The sequence below is a fragment of the Collinsella sp. AF23-2 genome, from assembly GCF_003459245.1.
Classification (GTDB): domain Bacteria; phylum Actinomycetota; class Coriobacteriia; order Coriobacteriales; family Coriobacteriaceae; genus Collinsella.
Genome location: NZ_QRVG01000003.1, coordinates 21,966 through 45,605, shown reverse-complemented (window position 1 = coordinate 45,605; position 23,640 = coordinate 21,966). Strand labels below are relative to the sequence as shown.

The 23,640-nt window shown below is 58.7% G+C and carries 23 protein-coding genes and 8 tRNA genes; 30 read left to right on the top strand and 1 reads right to left on the bottom strand.

Annotated features, from left to right (window positions below):
* Positions 1 to 9: 9 nt before the first annotated feature.
* The 19 genes from DWY03_RS02475 (at position 10) to proC (ending at position 13,879) form a co-directional block, all read left to right on the top strand.
* Positions 10 to 243, top strand: a complete 234-nt coding sequence (locus tag DWY03_RS02475; protein ID WP_117583818.1) for a hypothetical protein — start codon at positions 10 to 12, stop codon at positions 241 to 243.
* Positions 207 to 770, top strand: coding sequence for a hypothetical protein (locus DWY03_RS02470; RefSeq protein ID WP_147334497.1), 564 nt, complete (start codon positions 207 to 209; stop codon positions 768 to 770). The genes DWY03_RS02475 and DWY03_RS02470 overlap by 37 nt, the downstream gene beginning before the upstream one ends.
* Before the next feature lies 1 nt (position 771).
* Complete coding sequence (locus tag DWY03_RS02465) at positions 772 to 990, top strand: hypothetical protein (protein ID WP_117563704.1); 219 nt, start codon at positions 772 to 774, stop codon at positions 988 to 990.
* Entirely contained in the window at positions 926 to 1,462 is a 537-nt protein-coding gene (locus tag DWY03_RS02460; RefSeq protein WP_117839813.1) for a TadE/TadG family type IV pilus assembly protein, read from the top strand. The genes DWY03_RS02465 and DWY03_RS02460 overlap by 65 nt, the downstream gene beginning before the upstream one ends.
* Positions 1,463 to 1,526: 64 nt before the next feature.
* The gene (locus tag DWY03_RS02455) at positions 1,527 to 3,587 is read left to right on the top strand and encodes a hypothetical protein (protein WP_117839812.1); all 2,061 of its coding nucleotides are present in this window, start codon (positions 1,527 to 1,529) and stop codon (positions 3,585 to 3,587) included.
* Positions 3,587 to 4,063, top strand: a complete 477-nt coding sequence (locus DWY03_RS02450; protein ID WP_117773223.1) for a hypothetical protein — start codon at positions 3,587 to 3,589, stop codon at positions 4,061 to 4,063. The genes DWY03_RS02455 and DWY03_RS02450 overlap by 1 nt, the downstream gene beginning before the upstream one ends.
* The gene (locus tag DWY03_RS02445; protein WP_231500755.1) at positions 4,060 to 4,419 is read left to right on the top strand and encodes a DUF192 domain-containing protein; all 360 of its coding nucleotides are present in this window, start codon (positions 4,060 to 4,062) and stop codon (positions 4,417 to 4,419) included. Before DWY03_RS02450 ends, DWY03_RS02445 begins: the two co-directional genes overlap by 4 nt.
* Positions 4,420 to 4,477: 58 nt before the next feature.
* Positions 4,478 to 4,768 (top strand): hypothetical protein, encoded by a 291-nt coding sequence (locus DWY03_RS02440; RefSeq protein ID WP_117773219.1) that lies wholly within the window; start codon positions 4,478 to 4,480, stop codon positions 4,766 to 4,768.
* The gene (locus DWY03_RS02435; RefSeq protein ID WP_035137167.1) at positions 4,743 to 5,027 is read left to right on the top strand and encodes a ribbon-helix-helix domain-containing protein; all 285 of its coding nucleotides are present in this window, start codon (positions 4,743 to 4,745) and stop codon (positions 5,025 to 5,027) included. The genes DWY03_RS02440 and DWY03_RS02435 overlap by 26 nt, the downstream gene beginning before the upstream one ends.
* A 123-nt stretch (positions 5,028 to 5,150) precedes the next feature.
* A tRNA-Phe gene (locus tag DWY03_RS02430) sits at positions 5,151 to 5,223 on the top strand.
* Positions 5,224 to 5,705: 482 nt separating this feature from the next.
* On the top strand, positions 5,706 to 6,767 hold the full coding sequence (locus DWY03_RS02425) for a glycoside hydrolase family 5 protein (RefSeq protein WP_055309641.1): 1,062 nt from the start codon (positions 5,706 to 5,708) through the stop codon (positions 6,765 to 6,767).
* Positions 6,768 to 6,773: 6 nt separating this feature from the next.
* Positions 6,774 to 7,652: a 16S rRNA (cytidine(1402)-2'-O)-methyltransferase gene (gene rsmI / locus DWY03_RS02420; RefSeq protein ID WP_117773215.1), complete on the top strand. Its 879-nt coding sequence runs from the start codon at positions 6,774 to 6,776 to the stop codon at positions 7,650 to 7,652.
* Between the two features lie 69 nt (positions 7,653 to 7,721).
* Positions 7,722 to 9,323, top strand: a complete 1,602-nt coding sequence (metG, locus tag DWY03_RS02415) for a methionine--tRNA ligase (protein WP_089572678.1) — start codon at positions 7,722 to 7,724, stop codon at positions 9,321 to 9,323.
* A gap of 110 nt (positions 9,324 to 9,433) precedes the next feature.
* Positions 9,434 to 10,294 (top strand): 16S rRNA (adenine(1518)-N(6)/adenine(1519)-N(6))-dimethyltransferase RsmA, encoded by an 861-nt coding sequence (gene rsmA, locus DWY03_RS02410; protein WP_117628985.1) that lies wholly within the window; start codon positions 9,434 to 9,436, stop codon positions 10,292 to 10,294.
* The gene (locus DWY03_RS02405; protein ID WP_117773213.1) at positions 10,284 to 11,201 is read left to right on the top strand and encodes a TatD family hydrolase; all 918 of its coding nucleotides are present in this window, start codon (positions 10,284 to 10,286) and stop codon (positions 11,199 to 11,201) included. Before rsmA ends, DWY03_RS02405 begins: the two co-directional genes overlap by 11 nt.
* A gap of 43 nt (positions 11,202 to 11,244) precedes the next feature.
* A tRNA-Leu gene (locus DWY03_RS02400) sits at positions 11,245 to 11,331 on the top strand.
* Positions 11,332 to 11,619: 288 nt separating this feature from the next.
* Positions 11,620 to 12,558: an SPFH domain-containing protein gene (locus DWY03_RS02395; RefSeq protein ID WP_117839811.1), complete on the top strand. Its 939-nt coding sequence runs from the start codon at positions 11,620 to 11,622 to the stop codon at positions 12,556 to 12,558.
* Positions 12,559 to 12,564: 6 nt separating this feature from the next.
* On the top strand, positions 12,565 to 13,035 hold the full coding sequence (gene rlmH / locus DWY03_RS02390; protein ID WP_117839810.1) for a 23S rRNA (pseudouridine(1915)-N(3))-methyltransferase RlmH: 471 nt from the start codon (positions 12,565 to 12,567) through the stop codon (positions 13,033 to 13,035).
* Between the two features lie 73 nt (positions 13,036 to 13,108).
* Positions 13,109 to 13,879, top strand: coding sequence for a pyrroline-5-carboxylate reductase (proC, locus tag DWY03_RS02385; protein ID WP_117839809.1), 771 nt, complete (start codon positions 13,109 to 13,111; stop codon positions 13,877 to 13,879).
* Positions 13,880 to 14,036: 157 nt separating this feature from the next.
* Here the strand turns inward: proC and DWY03_RS10120 are convergent, their stop codons facing one another.
* Entirely contained in the window at positions 14,037 to 14,210 is a 174-nt protein-coding gene (locus tag DWY03_RS10120; protein ID WP_197032773.1) for a DUF6724 family protein, read from the bottom strand.
* A 111-nt stretch (positions 14,211 to 14,321) separates the two neighbouring features.
* Here DWY03_RS10120 and serS point away from each other — a divergent pair, with 111 nt between their 5' ends.
* From serS to DWY03_RS02325, 11 genes are all read left to right on the top strand, one after another.
* Positions 14,322 to 15,605: a serine--tRNA ligase gene (serS, locus tag DWY03_RS02380; protein ID WP_117839808.1), complete on the top strand. Its 1,284-nt coding sequence runs from the start codon at positions 14,322 to 14,324 to the stop codon at positions 15,603 to 15,605.
* A 173-nt stretch (positions 15,606 to 15,778) separates the two neighbouring features.
* Positions 15,779 to 16,156 carry a hypothetical protein gene (locus DWY03_RS02375; protein WP_117839807.1) on the top strand — a complete coding sequence of 126 codons (378 nt, stop codon included), beginning with the start codon at positions 15,779 to 15,781 and terminating at the stop codon, positions 16,154 to 16,156.
* 74 nt (positions 16,157 to 16,230) lie between these two features.
* A tRNA-Arg gene (locus DWY03_RS02370) sits at positions 16,231 to 16,307 on the top strand.
* Positions 16,308 to 16,660: 353 nt separating this feature from the next.
* Positions 16,661 to 16,737: transfer RNA gene (locus tag DWY03_RS02365), tRNA-Arg, on the top strand.
* Between the two features lie 268 nt (positions 16,738 to 17,005).
* Positions 17,006 to 17,082, top strand: a tRNA-Arg gene (locus tag DWY03_RS02360).
* A gap of 353 nt (positions 17,083 to 17,435) precedes the next feature.
* Positions 17,436 to 17,512 (top strand) — tRNA-Arg (locus tag DWY03_RS02355).
* Positions 17,513 to 17,780: 268 nt separating this feature from the next.
* Positions 17,781 to 17,857 (top strand) — tRNA-Arg (locus DWY03_RS02350).
* A gap of 381 nt (positions 17,858 to 18,238) precedes the next feature.
* On the top strand, positions 18,239 to 20,680 hold the full coding sequence (locus tag DWY03_RS02340; protein WP_158558604.1) for a lipopolysaccharide assembly protein LapB: 2,442 nt from the start codon (positions 18,239 to 18,241) through the stop codon (positions 20,678 to 20,680).
* Between the two features lie 162 nt (positions 20,681 to 20,842).
* Positions 20,843 to 21,925, top strand: a complete 1,083-nt coding sequence (locus tag DWY03_RS02335) for an AAA family ATPase (RefSeq protein ID WP_055285935.1) — start codon at positions 20,843 to 20,845, stop codon at positions 21,923 to 21,925.
* Between the two features lie 209 nt (positions 21,926 to 22,134).
* Positions 22,135 to 22,225, top strand: a tRNA-Ser gene (locus tag DWY03_RS02330).
* Positions 22,226 to 22,401: 176 nt separating this feature from the next.
* Positions 22,402 to 23,553, top strand: coding sequence for a TM2 domain-containing protein (locus tag DWY03_RS02325; RefSeq protein WP_117839804.1), 1,152 nt, complete (start codon positions 22,402 to 22,404; stop codon positions 23,551 to 23,553).
* Positions 23,554 to 23,640 lie beyond the last annotated feature (87 nt).

Below are 23,640 nucleotides of genomic sequence, written 5' to 3'. Positions count from 1 at the left end.
GAGGAATACATGAACACGATGGTCGAAGTTGCTGACAAGGCTTGGAGCTGGGCTTTTTGCCGGGCGATTCACACTCGCCAGCATGCCAAGGAACTGTTGCAGGAGGAGAGCGCGCAGGGTACCACCGAGTACGCCATTTTAGTGGGCGTACTTGTGGTGATCGCGATTATTGCCATCGTTGCATTTAAAGGCAAGGTTAAAGAGCTATGGGATGCGATCAGCGAGGGCATCAACAGCCTGTAGAGGGCGAGCGCCCCATCGGGGTGCTGCTGGTGTTTGCTTGCCTGACCGTGGCGATAGCGGCGGTGCTTTGGGGGCTTAACGCCGCGCGGCAGCAGCGTCCTGGGACCGCCTCCGATTTGGGCTCAGATTCGGCGGTGGCGTCTCAAAAAGATGAGATGCGAGATGCGGACGATTCGGATGTCGCTGTCACGGCGCAAACCTTTCAGCGGACGCTCGACAAGCGGTCTGGCACTGCGACGGATTCGCCTGAGGGCAACGCGATTGCGGTCCGGCTTGCATGGTCCGAGGACCGACCGATGACCGAAGCGGCGGCGGATATGCTGCGTGCCTATCGCGAGGTACCCACGGCGCAACTTGCTCTGAGCGGCTATCTCGACATCAAGGGAAACGTGTGGGGCGCCATCGTGCGCGACGGACGCGGCTGGGTCGATATGGTGACAATTGCCGCGGATGCTGGCGATGCTTCGTGTCGTCTGCGCGCCGTGCGCCTGAGCCCGCAGGCAACGGACTCAAAGGAGGGATCGTGAAATGCATGATGTCCTGCGTGAGGAATCTGCCCAGGCGACGGTCGAATACGCCATCGTCACGGTGGCGCTGTTATCGATCGTGCTGGCGATCGCGGGACTTTGGCGTGCCGGCACCGATGGGCGCTTGGCGGCGCTGGTTGAGCGGGCGGCATCTCATGGCGTTGCCTCGACGTCGGTTATCGACGCCGCTGCGGCCGCTAAGGACATCGCGTTGTATTGATGCCGCGCGCGAGGACCGGGCGCAGTCTACGGTCGAGGCCGCTTTTTTGCTGCCGACGTTTCTGACACTCATCCTTCTCGCGCTGCAACCGGTGTGCCTGCTCTATACGCGCGCGGTCATGGAGTCTGCCGCCGCCGAGACCGCGCGGCTCATGACCACGACGACGGCGGAGGACGACGATCTTAAGGAGTTCGCCCGCCGCCGACTTGCCGCAGTGCCCAACGTTTCGATCTTTCATGCCGGCGGGCCGTTGTCGTGGGATATCGAGCTTGGCCGGGCCGGTGCGGGTGGCGTCTCGTCCGTGTCCGTTTCCGGCGAGGTCAAGCCGTTGCCTGTGATCGGTGCGTTTGCGCAGGCTATGGGTGGTACCGCCGAGGGCGGCTACGTTGAGCTCAAGGTCGATGTCTCGTATCAATCGCGTCCCGAATGGCTGGAGGGAGATTATGATTCGTGGATTGCTGCATGGGATTAAGCGTTTCTGGTCTAGACGCGTTTTGACGCACCGTCCGAGCTGCCATCGCAAGCGAGGCGGCTTTATGGGTCGAGCCGGTGTCGATCTGTTTATCGAAGACGGCGCCTATACCACGCTTTCTTCTGCCGTGGTCATCCTAGTGGTGCTCACATTGTTGTTTTCGTCGACCGCGGCGATATGGAGCATGTCGCGTGCCGGGGATACCCAGGTGGCGGCTGATAGTGGCGCGCTGGCGGGTGCCAACGTAGTGTCGTCCTATCACACGGCTGCCACGGTGGTTGATGCGAGCATCTTGAGTCTGGGGCTGGCGGGGTTTGCCACGATCGGGACGGGCCTGGTCGCCATCCTCATCCCGGGTGCCGAGCCGGTTGCCGGCAATATGGTCGACACCGGGATCGAGATCATTAAAACGCGCAACAAGTTTGCCAAAAGCGCATCGGAAGGCTTACAGAAAATCGAGACGGCCCTGCCGTATCTGATCGCCGCGCGTGCCACGCAGGCGGTGTCGGCGCAGGATACCGATAGTGTGACCTATACCGGTACGGCGCTTGCCGTGCCCAGGACATCCGAGTCTGACTTCGCTGCGCTCAAAGGGTCAGAGATCTCGACCGATACCATTAAAGACACATCAGATGATTTAGAGGGTGCGGCCGAGGAGCTGCGGAAGGCTTCTGAGGACACGGCGAAGGCTAAAGAGCGTGCTTGGCTGGCGGATTGTGGTGGGTCTGACAAGGGCTCGGTCGGCAGCTGTTCTTGCATGTGGGAGCGTGCGAAAAGCCTAACGGATCTCTCCGGTGTTCAAAATCCGCATTACTCATCGAGCGTTACGTGGGAGCCCCAAGTTGCCCTTGATCGCGCGAAGGACTACTACCATTGGCGTCTGACAAATGAGAAGCCCCACGGCTCGAGTGTCGAGATGAAGGCAGAGTCTGCGGCGCGTAAGGCGTTTTATACCTATGCGAGCGCGGAGGTCGATCGGGCACATATAACCGAGAACGGAGACAGGGTTTCCTCCTATATTCCGCTGCTGCCGCGCAACTCTGATGAGGTTCGGGCGACGGAGCTCTATACCGATGCGGTGTGGCCGACGAGCGTGAACGATGACAAGGCGTATCTGCATTACGGGACGACCTGCCCTAACTATAAGAAAGGGACGCCGAGCGGATTTGCTTCGGTTGCCGATTACGATGGACAGGATAAATGCAGCAAATGCCATTTTGGCGTTTCGTCGCTTGGTGCTGTTGCGGCGCCTTCAACCTCTATCGAAAACGGCTTCGAGTATCACTTTGACAAGTTTAAAGACGCCCTGGAAGGCTACGTCGAATGCCGCAACAAAGAGCTCGAGCTCGAACGTCAGACCGAAGACGAGACCGACCGTGCGAGCAATGCGTTTGACCAGGCCATCAAAGCGCTTTCGGGCGAGCGTCCGCGTATCGCTCCTCCCGGTCGCAACGGCGTGGTTGCCTTTGCGGTTTCGGGTGCCATCTCGAGCCCCGATGAGCTCAACTCTTCGTTTAACACGGCAGTCAGGCTTGGCGATCGCGGTGCCATCTCTGCCGCGGTGCTGGCGCCCGATGAGGCGACGGCGCAAAACAACGTGCTTTCGCGATTTTTCTCGACATTGAAGGAACGCTCGGGTGGCGTTGCCGGCGTACTCGATGGCGTCATGGATGTCTGGGGACGGCTGCTTGTGGGATACGGAGACATCCAAGGTTCGGCCGACGAACTTATGGACGAGATGATTAAAGGCCTAGGAGGGGGCAGCGGCGCGTTGGGCTCCATCGCATCGTGGCTCGGCGATACCGTTTCGGCGTCCGTGGCGGCGTTGGATCTGGAGCCGTGCGACTTGCGCCTGCGAAAGCCGGTGCTGACTGATTCCGCCAACGTCATTAAGAGCCCGGGGTCTGACATTGCCGGTCTCTCTCAAGCGCAAGACAAGCTGCGAAGTATTCCGTTGGGCGTGACCGATCCCAAGGCGCTTTGCGAAGCGCTGGAATATCAAGTCGAGCGCACCATCAGCGGCACGACGTTCACGCTTGCGGAGATTCCGCTGCCCGGCGGCGGTTCCATCCCACTTACCGTCGATGTCACCACACTGGCGGGTGCCCTGGGCGGTGGGTCGTAATGGGCATCCGCACGCGCCTGTGCGAGGAGTGCGCCCAGGCGACGGTCGAGATGGCCGTGGTCACGCCCGTCCTGCTGGTTCTGGCGCTTATCGTGTACAACGTCATGGTCTTTGCCGGTGCGGTCGCACGCTTCGATCGCGTGGTGCCCGATATCGTGCTAGCACATGCCGTGGCGCCGAGCGGGGAGGGCGATGGCAGCTCCATCGATGCTTCCGCGACCGTTCAGGCTCAGATCCAACATGCCATGGAAGGCTATGACTTGCTGATCGAGGTCTCGAGCGAACAGGGTGCGACGACATCGGATGGCGGTTTGCTTTCGCTTTCCGGCACGTTTAGGACCTACACCTGCACCATGCACTATGAGCCGTGGCCGACTTCTCTCAGCATCGCTGGCGTTCCGCTGGGGGCGCCGACAACGTTGTCGCACGAGCGCGCGGTGACGGTCGATCCATGGCGCCCGGGGGTGGTCATGTGACCGCGGTCTCGTCCTACATCGCCTACGCGCGGGCACTCAATAGGCTGGGTTGGACGCCGGCGGAGTTTGTGGTGGCGGAGTCGTTTGTCGTGCGCCTGCGCGGCATGCTGGGACGGCATCCGGTTGCCGCCAACGGCTTGCCGCTCGTCATGGCGTTTCCACGCTGCTCTTCGGTCCATACGTGTTTTATGGCCTATCCCATCGATATCGCCTTTATCGATGCACGTGGCTATGTCCTCGTATGCTACGAAAACGTACGTCCCTGGCGTATGTGCTCCTGCCCCGGCGCCTGGGCCGTACTAGAGCGTCCTTCAATCATTGTTTCGACCCCTGCTCTCCAACGCGTGCCGGCTTAAGAATTGGCGACAGCGGACTTTCGTCATACGAAATTGGGTAAGATGGAGGAGAAGATGCATGGATGTTGAGATCCATCCCAACGCTAAAAAGCACCTGACGGAAAAGCAGGTGCTTAGCGCTTGGCTTGCGGTTACTGAGTGCATTCGTCGCGAGCCGAAGGGCGAGCCGCTGAGATGGCTTGCGATTGGATGGCTCCCAGACGGACGAAGCGTGGAGCTTGTCGCGGTCGAGCTTGTCCGTGGGGGCTTATCATTCATGCCTTGTCTCCAGTCCAGAAGAAATTTTGGCAGGAGATTGAACGGGCTCGGCAAAGGGGTCGATGATGGGCAAGACGTATACGGCCGCTAATGGTCAGGTTGTAACGGATGAAATGATTGACGCGTGGTGCGAGTCGTACGAGCGCGGAGAGTTTCCGGATGGCGAACACACCGTTGGTGGGATCGTGCATGGACGGCCCCCACTCTCAGGTGAGGGGACGGCAACGCTGTCGGTCAAGATTCCTCTGGGAATGAAGGAGGCCATTCGTCGACGGGCGGCTGCCGAGGGGATGACTCCAAGTGAGTTTGCCCGTGCGGCTCTGAGCGAAAAACTTCTTGCTGCCGGCTGATGCCTCTGACGTGCCGATTTAAAGAACCGAGGCTGTGCTCAAAAACTTTTTTAAAATTCTCGGTTGACCGGAACGCGTCCTTGGTTATACTAATCAAGCCTTGAAACAAGGCACACCTCAAATGGCTGGGTAGCTCAGTTGGTAGAGCAGAGGACTGAAAATCCTCGTGTCAGGGGTTCGATTCCCTTCCCCGCCACCTTGAATTGACTAGGACCTCTGCAAAGGGGTCCTTTTCTTTTATGCAGCTCCCACATGGAATCGAACCCCGTGAGGGCGCGGAGCTGAGTAAACGCGTAAGCGTTTGCCAGCGCAGCTCGCAAGGCGCGTAAGCGCCGCAGCGGTCCGTCCGCGCAGCGCGCGGACGCGATTCCCTTCCCCGCCACCTTGAATTGACTAGGACCTCTGCAAAGGGGTCCTTTTCTTTTATGTAGGGTTCTGCGGAAACTGCGTCCCAGAATAAGGGCTCAGAACGGGACACACTTTCCGGTGCCTGCCTCCGGCGCGCGTACACACCTCGTCGCACCATTCCGAGCCCGCCCGCCCCAGACATTCCTCCCACTTTCGCGTCACTTTACAGACCGTTCGGTCGCCTGTCCGCACACGCGGGTATACTCAAAACGATACTTATCCTATGCAATACGATGCGGGTTCGACCTGCATGATCCGAAGGGGGCAGTGATGGAGAGGATACTCGGCGTTAATCTCTCTGGCTGGTTTATTCCCGAGCCTTGGGTGACCCCGTCGCTGTACGCGGCGACCGGTGCATCCAACGCGGCCGAGCTACAGGAGGCCATGGGTACCGCCGCCTATAACGAGCGCATGCGCCGCCATTACGAGACGTTTGTGAGCGAGGACGATTTTCGTCGCATGGCGCAGATCGGTCTCAATGCCGTGCGTCTGCCGGTGCCCTGGTATGCCTTTGGCTCACAGGAGTCCGATGCCTCCTACATATCGGTTGTCGATTACATCGACCGCGCAATTGAGTGGGCTGCCAAATACGACATCCGCGTGCTGCTCGATCTGGCAACCGTGCCCGGTGGCCAGGGCGATTCCAACGATTCGCCCACCACGCCGGAGGCTGTTGCCGAGTGGCATTCGTCCACCAACGGCCGTCATGTCGCACTCGACGTGCTCGAGCGCTTGGCCGATCGCTATGGCGAGGCCGAGAGCCTGCTGGGCATTGAGCTGCTGGACACGCCGCAGATGAGCGTTCGCAAGAGCCTCTTCACCATGACGGATGGCATTCCCGCTCACTACCTGCGCAATTTCTATCGCGATGCCTACGAGCTCGTCCGTTCGTATATGCCCGAGGATAAGATCGTCGTCTTCTCGTCGTCGGGGCATCCCAGCGAGTGGAAGCATTTTATGCGCGGCGCCAAGTACAAGAACGTCTACATGGACCTTCACCTGTACCATTACCGCGACGAGTATGCGCTCGACATCACGAGCCCCCGCGGGCTGACGACGGCGATTTCGCGTAACAAGCGCGAGCTTAAAGAGGCGATTTCGACTGGGTTCCCCGTGCTGGTGGGCGAATGGTCGGGCGCGGCGATCTTTGCTAACTCGTCGGTTACGCCCGAGGGCCGCAATGCCTACGAGCGCGTGTTTATCGCCAACCAGCTGGCTTCGTTTGCGCCGGCTGCCGGTTGGTTCTTCCAAACGTGGAAGACCGAGAAGCGCATTGCAGCATGGGACGCCCGCGCGGCGCTCGGTACGCTCGAGCGCGGCATGATTGAATAGGTTGATATGACGCAAAACAGCGCCCATACGGGCAAACTCTATGTGGTCGGCACGCCCATCGGCAACCTAGGCGACCTGTCCCCGCGCGTTGGCGAGGCTTTTGCCGCCGCCGATGCCATTTGCTGCGAAGACACGCGTGTGACGTCAAAGCTGCTGATGCACCTGGGTATTTCCAAGCCGCTTGTCCGTTGCGACGAGAATGTGATCGCTAGCCGCGCTGCCGGCCTGGTCGACCGTCTGCTGGCGGGGGAGACCCTCGCCTTTGCCTCGGACGCCGGCATGCCGAGCGTGTCCGATCCCGGCCAGGCGCTGGTCGAGGCGGCGCGTGAGGCCGATGTGCCTGTCGAAGTTATTCCCGGACCCTCTGCTTGCGTCACGGCACTCGTTTCGTCCGGCATTCCCTGCGAGCATTTTTTCTTCGAGGGCTTTTTGGGCCGAAAGCACGGCGACCGTGTGCGCCGTTTGCAGCGCCTTGCCGTGGTGCCCGGCGCACTCATCTTCTACGAGTCTCCACATCGCATCGTGGCGACGCTCGAGGCCGTGGCGGAGGTCTTTCCCCAGCGTGAGCTTGCCGTCTGCCGCGAACTCACCAAGCTGCACGAGGAGGTCTTGCGCGGGCTCGCTGACCAGCTTGCCGAGGAGCTGCGTGCTCGCGGCGAGGTAAAGGGCGAGATTGCGCTGGTCATCGCGCCGCCGAGCGAGGACGAGGAGGCCGGCATCGCGCCGGTTGGCGCTGCGGTAGCGGATCCCGACGATGCCCTGCGCGAGGATATCCGCACCGCGCTCGAGGAGGGGGAGCCCGCCTCTGCGGTGGCCAAGCGCCTGTCTCAGAAGTATTCGCGCCGCAAGCGCGATGTCTATGCCATGGTGCTCGATATGCAATAGATGGAGGATATCCAGCCCTTGCGCTAGAATCATCCCCTGTATGCAACGTTTTTCTGGAGGACAAACCCCATGGATCAAAGCAAGCCTTCGTTCTTTATCACGACGCCCATCTACTACGTCAACGCCGATCCGCACCTGGGCACGGCTTATTCCACCATCATCGCCGACGTTCAGGCTCGCTATCGCCGCTCCGCCGGCTATAACGTCAAGTTCCTGACCGGCATGGACGAGCACGGCGAGAAGGTCGCCGAGGCCGCAGCCAAGCATGGCATGACGCCGCAGGAGTGGACCGACAGCCAGGCTCCGCACTTCAAGGAGCTTTGGAGCAAGCTCGAGATCTCCAACGACGACTTCATCCGCACCACCGAGCCGCGCCAGCATCATGCCGTGCAGTACCTGTGGGAGCGCATGAAGGAGTCCGGCTATCTGTATAAGGGCAGCTACGACGGTTGGTATTGCGTGCCTGACGAGACCTACTTCACCGATACGCAGGTCCAGAAGGGCGACGAGGAGTACGGCAGCGTCGGCCAGCATCTATGCCCCGACTGCCACCGTCCGCTTGAGCGCGTCCAGGAGGAGTCCTACTTCTTTAAGCTTTCCGCCTTCCAGGACAAGCTTCTCAAGCTCTATGACGAGCACCCCGACTTTGTCGAGCCTGCGTTCCGCATGAACGAGGTTCGCAGCTTTGTCGAGGGCGGCCTCAACGACCTTTCCGTGAGTCGCACGAGCTTTGACTGGGGCATCCAGGTTCCGTTTGACGAGGGCCATGTGACCTATGTATGGTTTGACGCGCTGCTCAACTATATGACGGCCGTCGGCTACGGTGTCGACACCGACGAGGCGCGTGCCGAGCTGGCCTATCGCTGGCCCGCGCAGTTCCACATCGTGGGTAAGGACATCATCCGCTTCCACTGCGTCATTTGGCCCGCCATGCTCATGGCCATCGGCGAGGCCCTGCCCGAGCACGTCTTTGCCCACGGCTTCCTGACCGTGCGCAATGCCGAGACCGGCAAGGCCGAGAAGATGTCCAAGAGCCGCGGTAACGCCATCGCTCCGCAGGATGTTATCGACATGCTGGGCGTCGAGGGCTATCGCTACTACTTTATGACCGATGTCGTTCCCGGTACCGACGGCGCCATCAGCTTCGATCGCATGGAGCAGGTCTACAACGCCGACCTGGCCAACAGCTGGGGCAACCTTATCTCGCGTTCGCTCAACATGAGCGGCAAGTACTTTGACGGTTGCGCGCCCGCCAAGCCCGCATCGTTCGATGCGTTCGACAACCCGCTGGCAAAGATCGCCGATGGCCTGGTCGACCGCTACATGGCCAAGATGGACGTGCTCGATTACGGCGGAGCCAAGGATGAGGTCATGGAGCTCATCCACGCCGCCAACCACTACATCGAGGACTCCGAGCCCTGGGCACTTGCCAAGGACGAGGCCAAGGCTGACGAGCTGGCGTTTGTGATCTACAACCTGCTCGAGGCCATCCGCATTGCCGCTCACCTGCTGATGCCGCTCATGCCTCAGACCTCTGCCGAGGCCCTGCGCCGCCTGTCCTGCGAGAACGAGGCCGCGACCGACGACCTCAAGGGCATTTGCGCTTGGGGCCTGCTTGCTGGTGGTCAGCCCGTCGAGAAGGGCGATCCGCTGTTCCCGCGTCTGGCGTAGAGACCGCGCGAGCGCCATATCGGCAATTTGCTGTTTAGATGTAAGGGCATGGCCGCAACGGTCCATGCCCTTTCGTTTCAAGACGCCGCCATCATGCTAAGGAGGCAACTATGACAACTTCGCCTTTGGCAAACCCCACGGCAACAAGGGAGCTGCTGGAGGAGTTTGGCCTTGCGACCAAGCATCGCCTGGGCCAGAACTTTCTAATCGACAATCATGTGATCGAGCGTATCTGCGAGCTTGCCGAGCTTGCAGGTGACGAGCGCGTACTCGAGGTGGGTCCGGGTTGCGGTACGTTGACACTTGCGTTGCTGCAGGAAGCGGCGTGCGTTACGTCCATTGAGGCCGATCCTGAGCTCGAACCGGTGCTCGACGCCCACGCCGCCGACTATGCCAACTTCCGCTTTATCATGGGCGACGCGCTTAAGGTGGGCCCGGAGCAGATTGAGCAGGCTGCGGGCGGTGAGCCGACGGTATTTGTCGCGAACTTGCCCTATAACGTGGCGGCGACGATCATTTTGCAATTTTTCCAGACGATGCCGGCGCTCAAGCGCGCCGTCGTCATGGTGCAAAAGGAGGTTGCCGATCGCATTGCCGCAGTGCCGGGCAACAAGACCTATGGCGGCTATACGGCAAAGCTTGGCCTGTATGCGCAGGTAACGGGTCGCTTTGAGGTGCCGCCGCGTTGCTTTATGCCGGCGCCACACGTGGACTCGGCCGTCGTGCGTATCGACCGTGTTGACGGTGTGGTGCCCGAAGGACTCGATCGCGAATTTGTGGCCCGCGTGATTGATGCTGCATTTGCTCAGCGTCGCAAGACCATCCGCAATTCCATGAGCGCCAACGGCTTTGCCAAGGACGTGCTCGATGCCGCCTTTGAGGCTTGCGGTATCGCACCCACCACGCGCGCCGAGACGCTCGATGTTGCCGACTTTGTCCGTCTGGCCCGGGAGCTTTCCCATGACGCTTAATGCCGAACGCGTGACGTTTACCAAAAAAAAGAAGACGGTTGCTTGTCCCGTGCCCTTGGCACCGCTTGCCGACACACATGCGCATCTGCTTTCGTTCTGGGGCAAGGATGTGCCCGAGACACTCGTGCGTGCCAAGGCGGCAGGCATCGACCTGTTGGTGACGGTCTTCGATCCCATTGCCGATAAGCGCAGCGTGACGGACTATAGCGACTGGCTCGTGCGCGAGATTCTGCCGATGCAGGATATCCCGCAGATCAAGTATCTTGCCGGCGTGCATCCGTATGGCGCGCCGGACTATACCGACGACGTTCACGCACAGGTTGTTGCTGCGCTTGATGACCCTTTGTGCGCCGGTATTGGCGAAATCGGTCTGGACTACCACATGGACTATGACGACGATATCGCGCCGGCGCCCCACAGCGTGCAGATTGATTGCATGGCACGTCAGCTCGAAGTCGCCATGCGCTGCAATGTGCCGGTGGAGTTGCACCTGCGGCACGAGGACTCGGATGGGGAGCGCACCTCGCATATGGATGCGTACAACGTGCTTCGTGAGGTGGGCGTGCCCCAGGTCGGTTGTGTGCTGCACTGCTTTGGCGAGGACCGCGCCACGATGGAGCGCTTTGTGGAGCTGGGCTGCTATATCGCCTATGGTGGTGCGGCCACCTTTAAGCGCAACGAAGACGTGCGCGAGGCATTTGCGGCAACCCCACTCGATCGAATTTTGTTCGAGACGGATTGCCCGTATATGGCTCCGGAGCCCATCCGCGGTCTTGAATGCGAGCCCGCAATGATCTCCATTACGGCAAACGCGCTGGTTAACGACCGTGTCGATCGCACTGGTGAGGACGCCGAAACAATCGCGCATGCCGCTTGGGAAAATGCCTGCAAACTTTTTCAAAAATAGTTCTTGCGTTCGCGGTGACGCTCCGTTATTCTAATTCCTGCACGCGGGCGTGGCGGAATTGGCAGACGCGTACGGTTCAGGTCCGTATGGGGGCAACCCCATGAAGGTTCAAGTCCTTTCGCCCGCACCATTAAATGAAAGAGCTCCCAGCAATGGGAGCTTTTTTGTTATGTGCTCATCGCAGGGACTTGAGCCTGTGAAGGAGCGAGCGTAAAGAAAACGCGGAGCGTTTTTAGCGAGCTGGCGAGGACGCCGGCAGGCGGCCGAGGCCGGTGCGGATCCGCGAAGCGGATACGCGGACGTCCTTTCGCCCGCACCATGGATTGAAAGAGCTCCCAGCAATGGGAGCTTTTTTGTTATGCACGATCTCCTTGGACGGGTATCCTAATGCCAACGTGTGCCTATCAGAGGAGAGACCATGCTGTTTTCCGGTATCATCGCCGCCCTTACCAGCCTTTTGATTCCCATCATCATCCTGTTGTTGCTGCTCCCCAACGCCTGCTACGTCGTTGAGCAGCAGCACGCTGTGATCATCGAGCGCTTGGGTAAGTTCAATCGTATCGTCAACGCGGGCTTCCACGTGAAGGTGCCCGTGATCGACCGCAAGGCCGCCACGGTGAGTCTGCGCACCATGAAAAATGGTTTTGGCATCGACGTTAAGACCCAGGACAACGTGACCATTGGCCTTGAGGTCTCCGCTCAGTACCACGTGAGCTATGACATGGGCGCCGGCCCGGCAGATTCGGGCATCTACAAGAGCTACTATATGCTGCAGGAGCCCGTCGACCAGATGCGCGACTTCATCACCGACGCCCTGCGCTCCTCCATCCCCGTCTACACACTCGATGAGGTCTTTGCCAAGAAGGATGACATCGCCAAGGACGTCAATGCCACCGTGTCCGAGCAGATGGCTGCCTACGGCTTCACCCTCGTGTCGACACTCATCACCAAGATCGCGCTGCCGACCGAGGTCGAGAACTCCATGAACGACATCAACGCCGCCCAACGCAAGCGCGCTGCTGCGCAGGAGCTCGCCGAGGCCGACCGCATCAAGCGTGTCACCGAGGCGACCGCCGAGGCCGAGGCGATGGAAAAGGCAGGCGAAGGCATCGCCAACCAGCGCAAAGCCATCGCGCTGGGCATCAAGGATTCGCTCGAGATTATCCAGGAGACGGGCGTCGGCAACGACGAGGCTAACCAGCTGTTCATGTTTACGCAGTGGTCCGAGATGATGACGGAGTTCGCTCGCACGGGAAAAACCTCGACGGTCGTGCTGCCGAGCGATTTCTCGCAGTCGGCCTCGATGTTCGAGCAGATGCTGACCGCCGGCAAAGTTCAAAACGACTCGAAGGAGTAGACGCGCGTGAAATACACCGTCGTTTGCGTCGGTAAGCTCAAGGAGCGCTTTTGGAAGGACGCGTGCGCCGAGTACACCAAACGCCTGGGCGCCTATGCCAAGGTGGATATCCGCGAGGTGGCCGATATCGACCCGGCTAAGGCGGGCGGCGTGGATGCCGCGCGCGACAAGGAGGGGGCGGCGATCCTTGCAGCCCTGCCGCCTCGAGCGCATGTGATCCTGCTTGCCATTGAGGGCAAAGAGCGCTCGAGCGAGGAGCTTTCGGCGCGGCTCGACGATCTTATGCTGCGTGGTAACAGCGACATCGCCTTTGTGATTGGTGGATCGGACGGCGTGAGCGATGATGTGCGCACACGAGCCGACGAGATGCTCAGCTTTGGACGTATTACCTTGCCGCACAACTTGGCGCGCGTGGTGCTGCTGGAGCAAATCTACCGCGCCTGCAAGATCAGCCGTGGCGAGCCGTATCACAAATAGGTCGGCAATACGAAACAATGCCGTGGGACAATAGCCTTCGTTTTGAAGAGCGTGTCTGAGAGGACTATGAGATATGAAGATCGGATTTGTCGGTTTTGGCAATATGGCGAGCGCTATGGCCGATGGCTGGATCGCCGCCGGTGCGGCTGCGAGCGACATGTGTGCTTGCGCGGGCCGCTACAATGCCCTGGTCGAGCGCTGTGAGGCGCGTGGGATGGTTGCCTGTCGTGATGCGGCGGAGGTTGTCGCCGCATCTGATATCGTGGTCGCTGCGGTCAAGCCGTATATGATCGAGAAGGTCTTCGCTCCGCTCAAGGATGCCCTAGCCGACAAGGTTGTCCTTTCGGTCGCCTGGACTTGGGATAGCGCCAAGTGGGAAAAGGTCCTGCCGGGTGTCGCGCATATCTCGACGGTGCCCAACACGCCGGTTTCGGTGGGCGAGGGTGTTATCGCCTGCGAGAAGGCTTCCACGCTTAGCGATGAGCAGCGTGCCACGGTGCTCGGCCTGCTCGGAAAGCTTGGCACCGTCGTCGAGCTCGATTCGAGCCTGCTGTTTGTGGGCGGTACCGTGGGCGGTTGCGCACCGGCATTTGTTGCCATGGCGATTGAGGCCTTGGGCGATGCAGCCGTCAAGCACGGTATCCCGCGCGCCGATGCCTATCGCATTGTGAGCCAAATGGTGCTGGGCACGGCAAAGCTGCAGCTTGCGACTGGTCAGCATCCTGCGGCGATGAAGGATGCCGTATGCTCGCCCGGCGGCGCCACCATCAAGGGCGTCGTCGCGCTCGAGGACGCCGGTATGCGCAGTGCCCTGGTCAAGGCCGTCGACGCCACCCTCCAGTAAAACCTGCCATTTAGGGATAGGTTTATTTCGGCAGGTTTTTCCTGCGGTTTTGTCGTATATGCGAAAAGCGCCCCGCAACTGGCTCAATTCCAGTTGCGGGGCGCTTGCGTTTGCCCAGATAAAACCGACCAAAATAAACCTGTCCCTTTTTGGCGGGTTAGTCCCAGAAGCCGTCTTGATCGTCCTCGGATTTGGGTCCGCGGTCGACGTAGAGCTTATGGGTGCGCTTCTCCATTACAAAGGCAAGAATCGCAAACAGTAGGATGCCGCCGGCGAAAAGGATGGCAAAACCGGTGCGGGTGCCAAACAAAAAGGAAAAAACTGCGTCCATTGGGTGCCTTCTTGCGTAGTTGGGTTGGGTCGTAAACGCTCATAAGTATATACTTGCCCATACATGTACAAGGTTGCAACCTAAATGGAATGTATATCGCCGGAGGATCTAATGCTTGATATCAAGTTTGTTCGCGAGAACCCCGATGCCATCGATACCGCCATGGCCAACCGCCAGACGTCTTGGGATCGAGAGAAGTTCTTCGAGCTCGACGACGAGCGCCGTGCCGTCATCACCGAGGTCGAGGAGCTCCAGGCCACGCGTAATGCCGAGTCCAAGAAGATCGGCGCCCTGATGAAGGAGGGCAAGAAGGACGAGGCCGAGGCCGCCAAGGAGGCCGTGCGCACCGTCAACGAGAAGATTGACGGTCTGGCCGAGCGCCGCACCGCTCTCGAGCAGGAGCAGTACGACTTCATGGCTCACCTTCCCAACATCCCTTGCGAGGCCACGCCGTACGGCAAGGACGAGGACGAGAACATCGAGCGCCGTCGTTGGGGCACCCCGCGCGAGTTCGACTTCGACTTTAAGCCGCACTGGGACCTGGGCACCGACCTCGACATCCTCGATTTCGAGCGCGGCAACAAGCTCTCCGGTAGCCGCTTTACCGTTCTCGGTGGCGCCGGCGCCCGTCTTGAGCGCGCCCTCATCAACTTCTTCCTTGACACGCACACCAGCCGTGGCTTTAAGGAGTGGTGGCCGCCCATCGTCGTCAAGCGTCAGACCATGTTTGGCACGGGTCAGCTGCCCAAGTTCGAGGACGACGCCTATCACGTCTCGGGCGACAACTTCCTGATCCCCACCGCCGAGGTCGTGCTTACCAACCTGCACGCCGGCGAGGTTCTCGATGCTGATACCCTGCCGCGCCGCTACACCGCCTTCACCCCCTGCTTCCGCGAGGAGGCCGGCTCCGCTGGCCGCGACACCCGCGGTATCATCCGCCAGCACGAGTTCGACAAGGTCGAGATGGTCAAGTTTGCCAAGCCGGAGGAGTCCGACGAGGAGCTCGAGAGCATGACCGCCGAGGCCGAGTTCCTGCTTCAGCAGCTGGGCCTTCCGTATCGCGTGATTAGCCTGTGCACCGGCGACCTGGGCTTCTCTGCCCGTCAGACCTACGACATCGAGGTCTGGCTGCCGAGCTACAACGCCTACAAAGAGATCAGCTCCTGCTCTAACTGCGGCGATTTCCAGGCCCGTCGCGCCAACATCAAGTATCGCGACCCCGAGAACTTCAAGGGCTCGCGCTACCTGCACACCCTCAACGGTTCCGGCCTGCCGGCTGGCCGCACCATGGCCGCCATTCTGGAGAACTACCAGAACGCCGACGGCACCATCACGATCCCCGAGGTTCTGCGTCCCTACATGGGCGGCCTCGAGAAGATCGAGCCGGTCGCGTAGGTTGCCTGCATAAGCGATTTGCAAGGGCGCTCCTTTCTGGGGCGCCCTTTTTGTGTGCGGAGCTTTACCATATCGCGCGGACAGCTCAATAAAAAACACACGAACAAACGTTCTGTATACAGGCATCTACCTGCTATGCTTTTGTTAAATAGAAGCGAGAGGAAGGGGATGCGATGGAGCTGTTTGATGAGCGGGTAGTTTTGTTTGAGAGCGATGAAGGTGGGGAACGTCTCGCGGTTACGTGTGAGCCATCCGGTATGGGTGGCTTGGTGGTTCGGCAGACGAGTGAGGGGCCATTGACGCAATGGTGCTATGAGGAGTCGCCGCATGTGGTCGAGACGTTTGTGGCGCATGAGGCGCTTGTTGTCCTTGAGCACTTCTATGGTGTTGGAACTTCTAACCAGGTCGCGCGCATGTTGAGCATCTCGTTTGCCGATTATGACTGTGCCCAGCGGGTGCGCTCGCTTTTGAGGGAGCTCGGTGCTGGGTTCGATGTAGTTGAAAAACCGATTGATCGTATGGGGGACATTGGCGCATGCGGAGCTGCGTGAGGAACATATTCTCCAAAAAGTTTGAGATTGTGCTTGACTCCAACTAACTAAAGTGGTTTTATATGTCTTGCGCTGCGGCGTTACCTCAGCTGGATAGAGGGTCTGACTACGAATCAGAACGTCATAGGTTCGAATCCTATACGCCGCACCATTTGAACTTAAAGCCTCCGGCAACGGGGGCTTTTCTTTTACGCCGGCATCCCATGGATTCGAACCTCGGTCGAGGCGCGAGCGTGAAGCGGACGCGGAGCGTCCGTAGCGAGCGGGCGAGCGCGCCGGCAGGCGGGCGAAGCCGGCGCGGATCCGCGCAGCGGATGCGCGGAATCCTATACGCCGCACCAATCGAACTTGAAGCCTCCGGCAACGGGGGCTTTTCTTTTATGGCAACCATGCATGGATTCGAACCTCGGTCGGGGTGTGAACAGCCTAATCACCACTCCGTAAAATTTTTTCAAATTGTCGCTTGACCCATCGGGGGCTCGCGTGCATAATAATCCGTGCGTTGCGGCGTTACCTCAGCTGGATAGAGGGTCTGACTACGAATCAGAACGTCATAGGTTCGAATCCTATACGCCGCACCAATTGACTTTAAAGCTCCCGGCAACGGGGGCTTTTCTTATATGGGAGCATTGCGGAGATTCGAACCTCGGTCGAAGCCGGAGTGGATGCGCGGAATCCTATACGTCGCACCAATAGACTTTAAAGCTCCCAACAACGACTGCTCTTCTATATCGCGAGGCATCGAAGATCGCACCAAGCCCTCCAAATGAGTAAAAACTAAATTCAATAACTTTTTTTGAAAAAATGCTTGACCATTATTCAGTCCATGTGCATAATAATCAACAAGTCGCGGCGTTACCTCAGCTGGATAGAGGGTCTGACTACGAATCAGAACGTCATAGGTTCGAATCCTATACGCCGCACCATTTGAACTTAAAGCCTCCGGCAACGGGGGCTTTTCTTTTACGCCGGCATCCCATGGATTCGAACCTCGGTCGAGGCGCGAGCGTGAAGCGGACGCGGAGCGTCCGTAGCGAGCGGGCGAGCGCGCCGGCAGGCGGGCGAAGCCGGCGCGGATCCGCGCAGCGGATGCGCGGAATCCTATACGCCGCACCAATCGAACTTGAAGCCTCCGGCAACGGGGGCTTTTCTTTTATGGCAACCATGCATGGATTCGAACCTCGGTCGGGGTGTGAACAGCCTAATCACCACTCCGTAAAATTTTTTCAAATTGTCGCTTGACCCATCGGGGGCTCGCGTGCATAATAATCCGTGCGTTGCGGCGTTACCTCAGCTGGATAGAGGGTCTGACTACGAATCAGAACGTCATAGGTTCGAATCCTATACGCCGCACCAATTGACTTTAAAGCTCCCGGCAACGGGGGCTTTTCTTATATGGGAGCATTGCGGAGATTCGAACCTCGGTCGAAGCCGGAGTGGATGCGCGGAATCCTATACGTCGCACCAATAGACTTTAAAGCTCCCAACAACGACTGCTCTTCTATATCGCGAGGCATCGAAGATCGCACCAAGCCCTCCAAATGAGTAAAAACTAAATTCAATAACTTTTTTTGAAAAAATGCTTGACCATTATTCAGTCCATGTGCATAATAATCAACAAGTCGCGGCGTTACCTCAGCTGGATAGAGGGTCTGACTACGAATCAGAACGTCATAGGTTCGAATCCTATACGCCGCACCATTTGAACTTAAAGCCTCCGGCAACGGGGGCTTTTCTTTTACGCCGGCATCCCATGGATTCGAACCTCGGTCGAGGCGCGAGCGTGAAGCGGACGCGGAGCGTCCGTAGCGAGCGGGCGAGCGCGCCGGCAGGCGGGCGAAGCCGGTGCGGATCCGCGAAGCGGATGCGCGGAATCCTATACGCCGCACCAATTGAAATCGAAAGCCTCCGGTAACGGGGGCTTTTCTTTTATGGCGGCATTCGACACCAGAAGCTCGACTGGAATCGTGCGCCGCCGTCCGCGGGAGACTATTTCTTATCGACTCGTGTAAGATTCCGAGTAGGTGTCGCGGCCCATCCGCGACCACTCCTTCTTTCAACGACTGATCAGGGTGATATTTCGTGGCAGAGCGTCCGACATACAAGCTCAGGTTTCTCGACCCCAAAAAGCGTTTTCCATCGATGCCAGAGCAGCCTGCGGGGCGCTCATATGGTGTTGTCTGGAAAGTCTTTGGCGAGGACCCCAAAGAGTCGTGCTATGTCGTCGAATTCGTCGGCAAAACTCACATATCGCTCTTGGGCTACGTGAGCGTGTCGGGCAAGGTTTATAAGGTTGACCGCCCTGTTCGGGAAGTACCGTTGCCCGAGGACCCTGACATGGAGCTGGTCCTTCACGAGTCCGATTCCAGTATTGGCGAGATTATGGTGAGGGAAGCTAACGGTGCAATGCGCGCGTGTGCGCGAACTGCCGGCTCTCCCGAAGGCCCCATGCGCGAGCAGTCCGACCACGAGACATGGAATTCGACCCGCGCCCTTCCTTACGGCGAGTTCATGGCCTCGATGTTCTTGCGCTACGTGATATTTGCCAACTCCGAAAGCGCTCTTGCGAACACGACGGGCGTCGACGGTCTCGATGTAGACATGCAAAACGTTGTCGACAAGATCAAACTCGTAAAGTTGCCCGAGCCGGTCGAGGTGTTTTTGGGCTTTGACACGGCACCGCTCCCCGATGCTATCGAGACGCTGCTTTACCGTGTTGACCATGCCGAGAATCCGAGCGGTATCGAGCGCTATGCCGCCGCTCTTATGAGCGAGATCGACTTGCCCCGCCTGCGCACCATTGCTGCCAAGTCCGAAATGAGCCTAGCGCGCATCGACCGCTCAAAGCTGTTCTATCTCAATTTTGATCGTAGCCTGCTGGACCAGGACGAGATTGACATGCTGCTTGCCATCGAGTGCCGTCTCAACCGCCTCTCCGGCATCCTTGAGCGCATCGGGGCTGGATTGGTCCCCGCGGCATCCTCGCCGAGCCTTGAGGGCTGCGCGCTCTTTGATGCGTGGCATATCGCCAAGACAACCAACGATGTTCCCCGACTGCTCGATACGACCTCGAGCGACAACCCGTGGGGCAAACCCGGAACGGTAGCTTGCCAGCCGGGCGGTGAGTGGGATGTGCGTACCCGCTTCGCGCGTATCGTCGAGGCGCTTAACGTGGTCACACGGCTCGACTATACCTATCGGGCAAACGTTGCCGAGGGGATTATGCTCGTTCGGTTTGGGCACTCTGTCGTGGATGCCATGCCACAGCGTGAATACGACGCTCAGGAGGATGTCTGGCGCGAGTTGGACGAGAACGCGCGTGTGATTTGGGCCGCGGAGCACGACGCGCGCGTGGCGCTTACGCTGGCAGCGGCTTGCTTTGCCGCAGGTGCCTGCATTGCGCGCTGCTATGTTCAGATTGCGGCTCCCGACGGCGAGCAGGGCGAGCGCGTCATTGCAACATATTCCTTTGGGCGTGCGGCCTATCTGGCCAATTGCGTGCCTGTCGCCAAGGATCTTGAGAGCATGGATATGGACGATATGCCGTGCAAGCGCATGCTTGAGGCATATGAGTCGGATGCGCCGGATGCGATTGAGCCTGCGGAGGTTCACGTTCGCCCGCGTGACGACCACCGTTCGCTGCCGCCGGCGTTGCGCGACCTGCTGCTTGCCGATACGGCTGATGAGCTCGAGGTCATGGAGATGGACGATGACCCGTATGTGGCGCGCGTCGTTGAGTTGCGCGAGCAGGCAAAAGTTGACCGTGCAAGCGCGTTTGAGGGCTTCTCCCGTCTTGTTGAGGAGCTGGAGGCCAAGTGTGCCGTTGCCGAGCTTTTGGCAACGGGTCCGGTCCAGACGCAGTTTTGCGACAACCAGCTGGTACGCATGGTGCTGCCGGTAATGGAGGAAGACCGCTCCGTTCGTATTTTGCGTGCTCCCGATGCGCTGTACTTTGCCCAGCACGAGATCTGCAGTTATTACGCCGAGCAGGAGGATTTTGAACGGGCATTGCCCGAGGTGCGTCGTCTTTACGATCTGGCTCGCTCGTCCATGCAGTCGCACTTTGCGCTCATCAACGTGCTGGCGCGCCTGGAGCGCTTTGACGAGATTATCGAGGTGGCGCGCCACGGCCTGCGCATTGCCAGTGACCGTTCCGCAATCGGTTATCTGTTCTATCGTCTGGCGTTTGCCTATTGGAACTGCGACCAGCTCGAGCTCGCGTTGGCGTGCTACCGCCTCGTGCCGCGCGGCGAGGAGTCGGGTGGTAGCGCGCTGGAAGAAATGCAGGGCCTTATGAACGAGATGGGCGTCAATGAGCCGCCGACGTTCGAGGATGCGGTTGAGACCATCCGTAAGGCCGGGCTCGAGCTGCCTCCCGTGTCCGCCGTGACCAACCAGCTGGCGGATGCCGCCGTGCAGCTGGTCGATAACGGCTTCTTTTTCCTGGCGCGCGTCTGCATCTTCCAAATGTGGCGCACCATGGGCAACGATGAGCTCGGCTCCCTCAGTCGCTCGCTGGGGTAGGGGCGATATAGAGGGGCCGCACTGCGCTATTTGTATCGGCGCGGGCGGGAGGACCCGGCAGGATCGGTAAGGCATAAAGCCGCCGAGCCTGCTAAAACTGTTAAACTCTGCTAAAGTTGCTAAACTTTGTTAAAGTTGTTAAAACTAGCAGAGGAGGGCAGAATGACGAAAGCTGTTAACCCCTTTAAGCCAACGGCGGGCATGAATCCGCCTGAGCTTATCGGACGGGACACTGTTTTGGATGACTTTGCCGAGGCTCTTGAGAATGGTCCTGGTGCCCCCGATCGACTCATGCGCATCTCGGGCGTCCGAGGCACAGGTAAAACGGTGCTCCTTAATGCATTGGGTGACCTTGCACGCAAAAAAGGATTCGAGGTCGTTGACGTTGCCTCCAATGCTGGTTTTTGCAATAGAATCCTCGAGGCTCTGCAGCGAAACGTTCGTCTTGAATCAATCTCGATTTCCCCATCGATTTTAGGGGTCAGCCTTGGCTCCATGGAGATGTCGAAGTCGGCCTCTCATCTGGGCGAGGCGATGTACGATGCTGCGAAGCGCGGTGGTCTGCTCATTACGCTCGACGAGATCCAGGATGCCTCAACTGAGGAAATGCGCGAGCTAGGCAATGAGATGCAGCTCTTGATTCGCCAAGGAGCGAATGTCGCTTTCGCTTTCGCCGGGCTGCCGACATCGGTAGATGGCGTGGTGGTGGATGATACGTTGACGTTCCTTCAGCGAGCCAAACATGTTGAACTTACTCGGCTTTCCGATTTTGAAGTTGGCGGATCGTTTGAGGATACGATGAGACGAGCGGGCAAGGAGCTCGACAAAGGTGCCGCTGAGCTATTAACAAAAGCTTCGGCAGGCTATCCCTTTATGGTCCAGCTGGTCGGATATTACGCTTGGCAGGTTGCTGCGCGCAGTGGGGCGGAGAGTGTGAGCGAAGAGGCGGCTCGTAAGGGTATCCAGGCGGCTCTTGATAGCTTTAATGCTATGGTGATTGCCCCAGCGCTGCGCAGGGTGTCGGAACGGCAGTTTCAGTATCTCGCGGCGATGGCTCAATGCGAGGGCGTCGATATCGCCAACGGCGATATCGCCAAGAAGATGGGTTTGTCGGCGAACAAAGTTGGGTCATATCGCAAGCGTCTGATCGATGCGGGGTTGATTGAGCCCGCGGGCTATGGCTGCGTTTCGTTTGCAATTCCGTACATGCGCGATTATCTGTTGGAGACCGTTCGAGAGGACTAATAAAGAATGGGCTGTCCGCGCTGTCGCTGGGGCCGTCCTTGTATCTTTGTCTCAATCTGTAACATCTGGAGGGGATTACGGCCTGCAGATGTTACAGATTGAGATGATTGACTGAGACGTTTACTGGTAAAAGAGAGGTAAAAGAGGAAACGCCTCAAAATTCCCCTTGCCCAACTTCGGCTGTTTGGTTACTATAGAACGGCTGTTACGGAGAGCTGACCGAGAGGCCGAAGGTGCTCGCCTGCTAAGCGAGTATGCCCTAAAAGGGCATCTGGGGTTCGAATCCCCAGCTCTCCGCCAGTATGACTTTGAAGAAGGGTCCCATTTGGGGCCCTTTTTTATTATCAAGAATGGCGGCTGGGGATTAGAGTCCGAAAGGGCGTGAACATTAGGCAAACACGGGGCGCTTGAAAACGGGGAGACCCAGGCGTGCTCGTGCACCCCGGTGTGGGGTTCCGAGGGGATGGAGTAGAAATATGGTAAAGGTCGGGCTGCGTAAGCCGAATCTAAAGACATCACTCAAGGCAAGAACGACCGGCAGAGCGAAGCGCGCGGTAAGGCGGGCGATAATCCCCGGCTATGGTAAGAAGGGCATGGGGTGGATCAAAAATCCGAAGAAGGCTGCTTACAATGCCGTATACAGCAGAACGACCGTCGGAGTTGGGGATGTCGCTCGCGCCGTTGCTAAATCAGGCGCTCGGAGCTCGGCGTCAAGGACGTCCTCAATTACTGTTTCATCGCATGAAATTACACCTTTGGCGAAGCCTGAACAGAAATCTCTCACTCGAGAGATTACGTCGGTTGACAGGGCAAACAAGGCGCTTTTGCTATGCTTCCTTCTTGGGTGGTCGGGCGCTCATAGGGCGTATGCACGGATGTGGGGTAGCTTCTTTCTATATCTCTTTACCTTTGGCCTTTTTGGATTTGGTTGGCTGTTTGATATTGTGACACTACTGATGAGACGCTCCGAGCTAAGGCGTCTCGGCGACAGTGATCCGACTCAACAGCAAGCGCCATGTTCCGTTGATTCTACATTCGATCGAAATGTCGCCGACTCCGGAAATTGGGAACAGCGTGGAGATGGGGAGGCTGCGGCTCGGCTAGAGCTTCAACGTAAAAACCGTGCCTATATGGAAGAAAACGGCATCGACGTGGAGATGTTTACCGAGGAAAAGGTCGCGGCGGACGCCTTGCGAACCATTGAGTCGGTATGCCCGTGCATGCTTAGGTTTGACCGAGGCATGAGCGAAGAGGAGCCAAGCATCAGCTTTTGCTCTCCAACAAAGACGGGGAAAATGCCCAAGAATGTCGTCGAGGCCCGCATTTACCATCAGGATGTGAAGCTATTGATGGATTCCCACGGCTTCGAATTGCCGGAGTATGGTGACAGCATCAATGTCATGATTAGTTATCTAGCTGATGGGCGCATAAATAAAGTCGATATCCATGGGTTCCATAATGGCCGCTCCGTTAGTGTCTCCATTCGCAGGCGGAGCGACGATCTTGTTATGACGAGTGCGGGCACCATCGGAGAAACGGGTGCCTGGCAATCGCTGTGTCCTGGGGCAGACCCCTCAGCTGGGGATCTTTTCAGGGCCTTGACCAAGGAGGTCGAAAGGATCTACTAGCATGCCCGGTGGACCCGTTTTCAAGGTCCGAAAAGACACAGCGAAGGTAAACGGCTAGCAATGTCGCTTTGGTGATTCTGACGCATC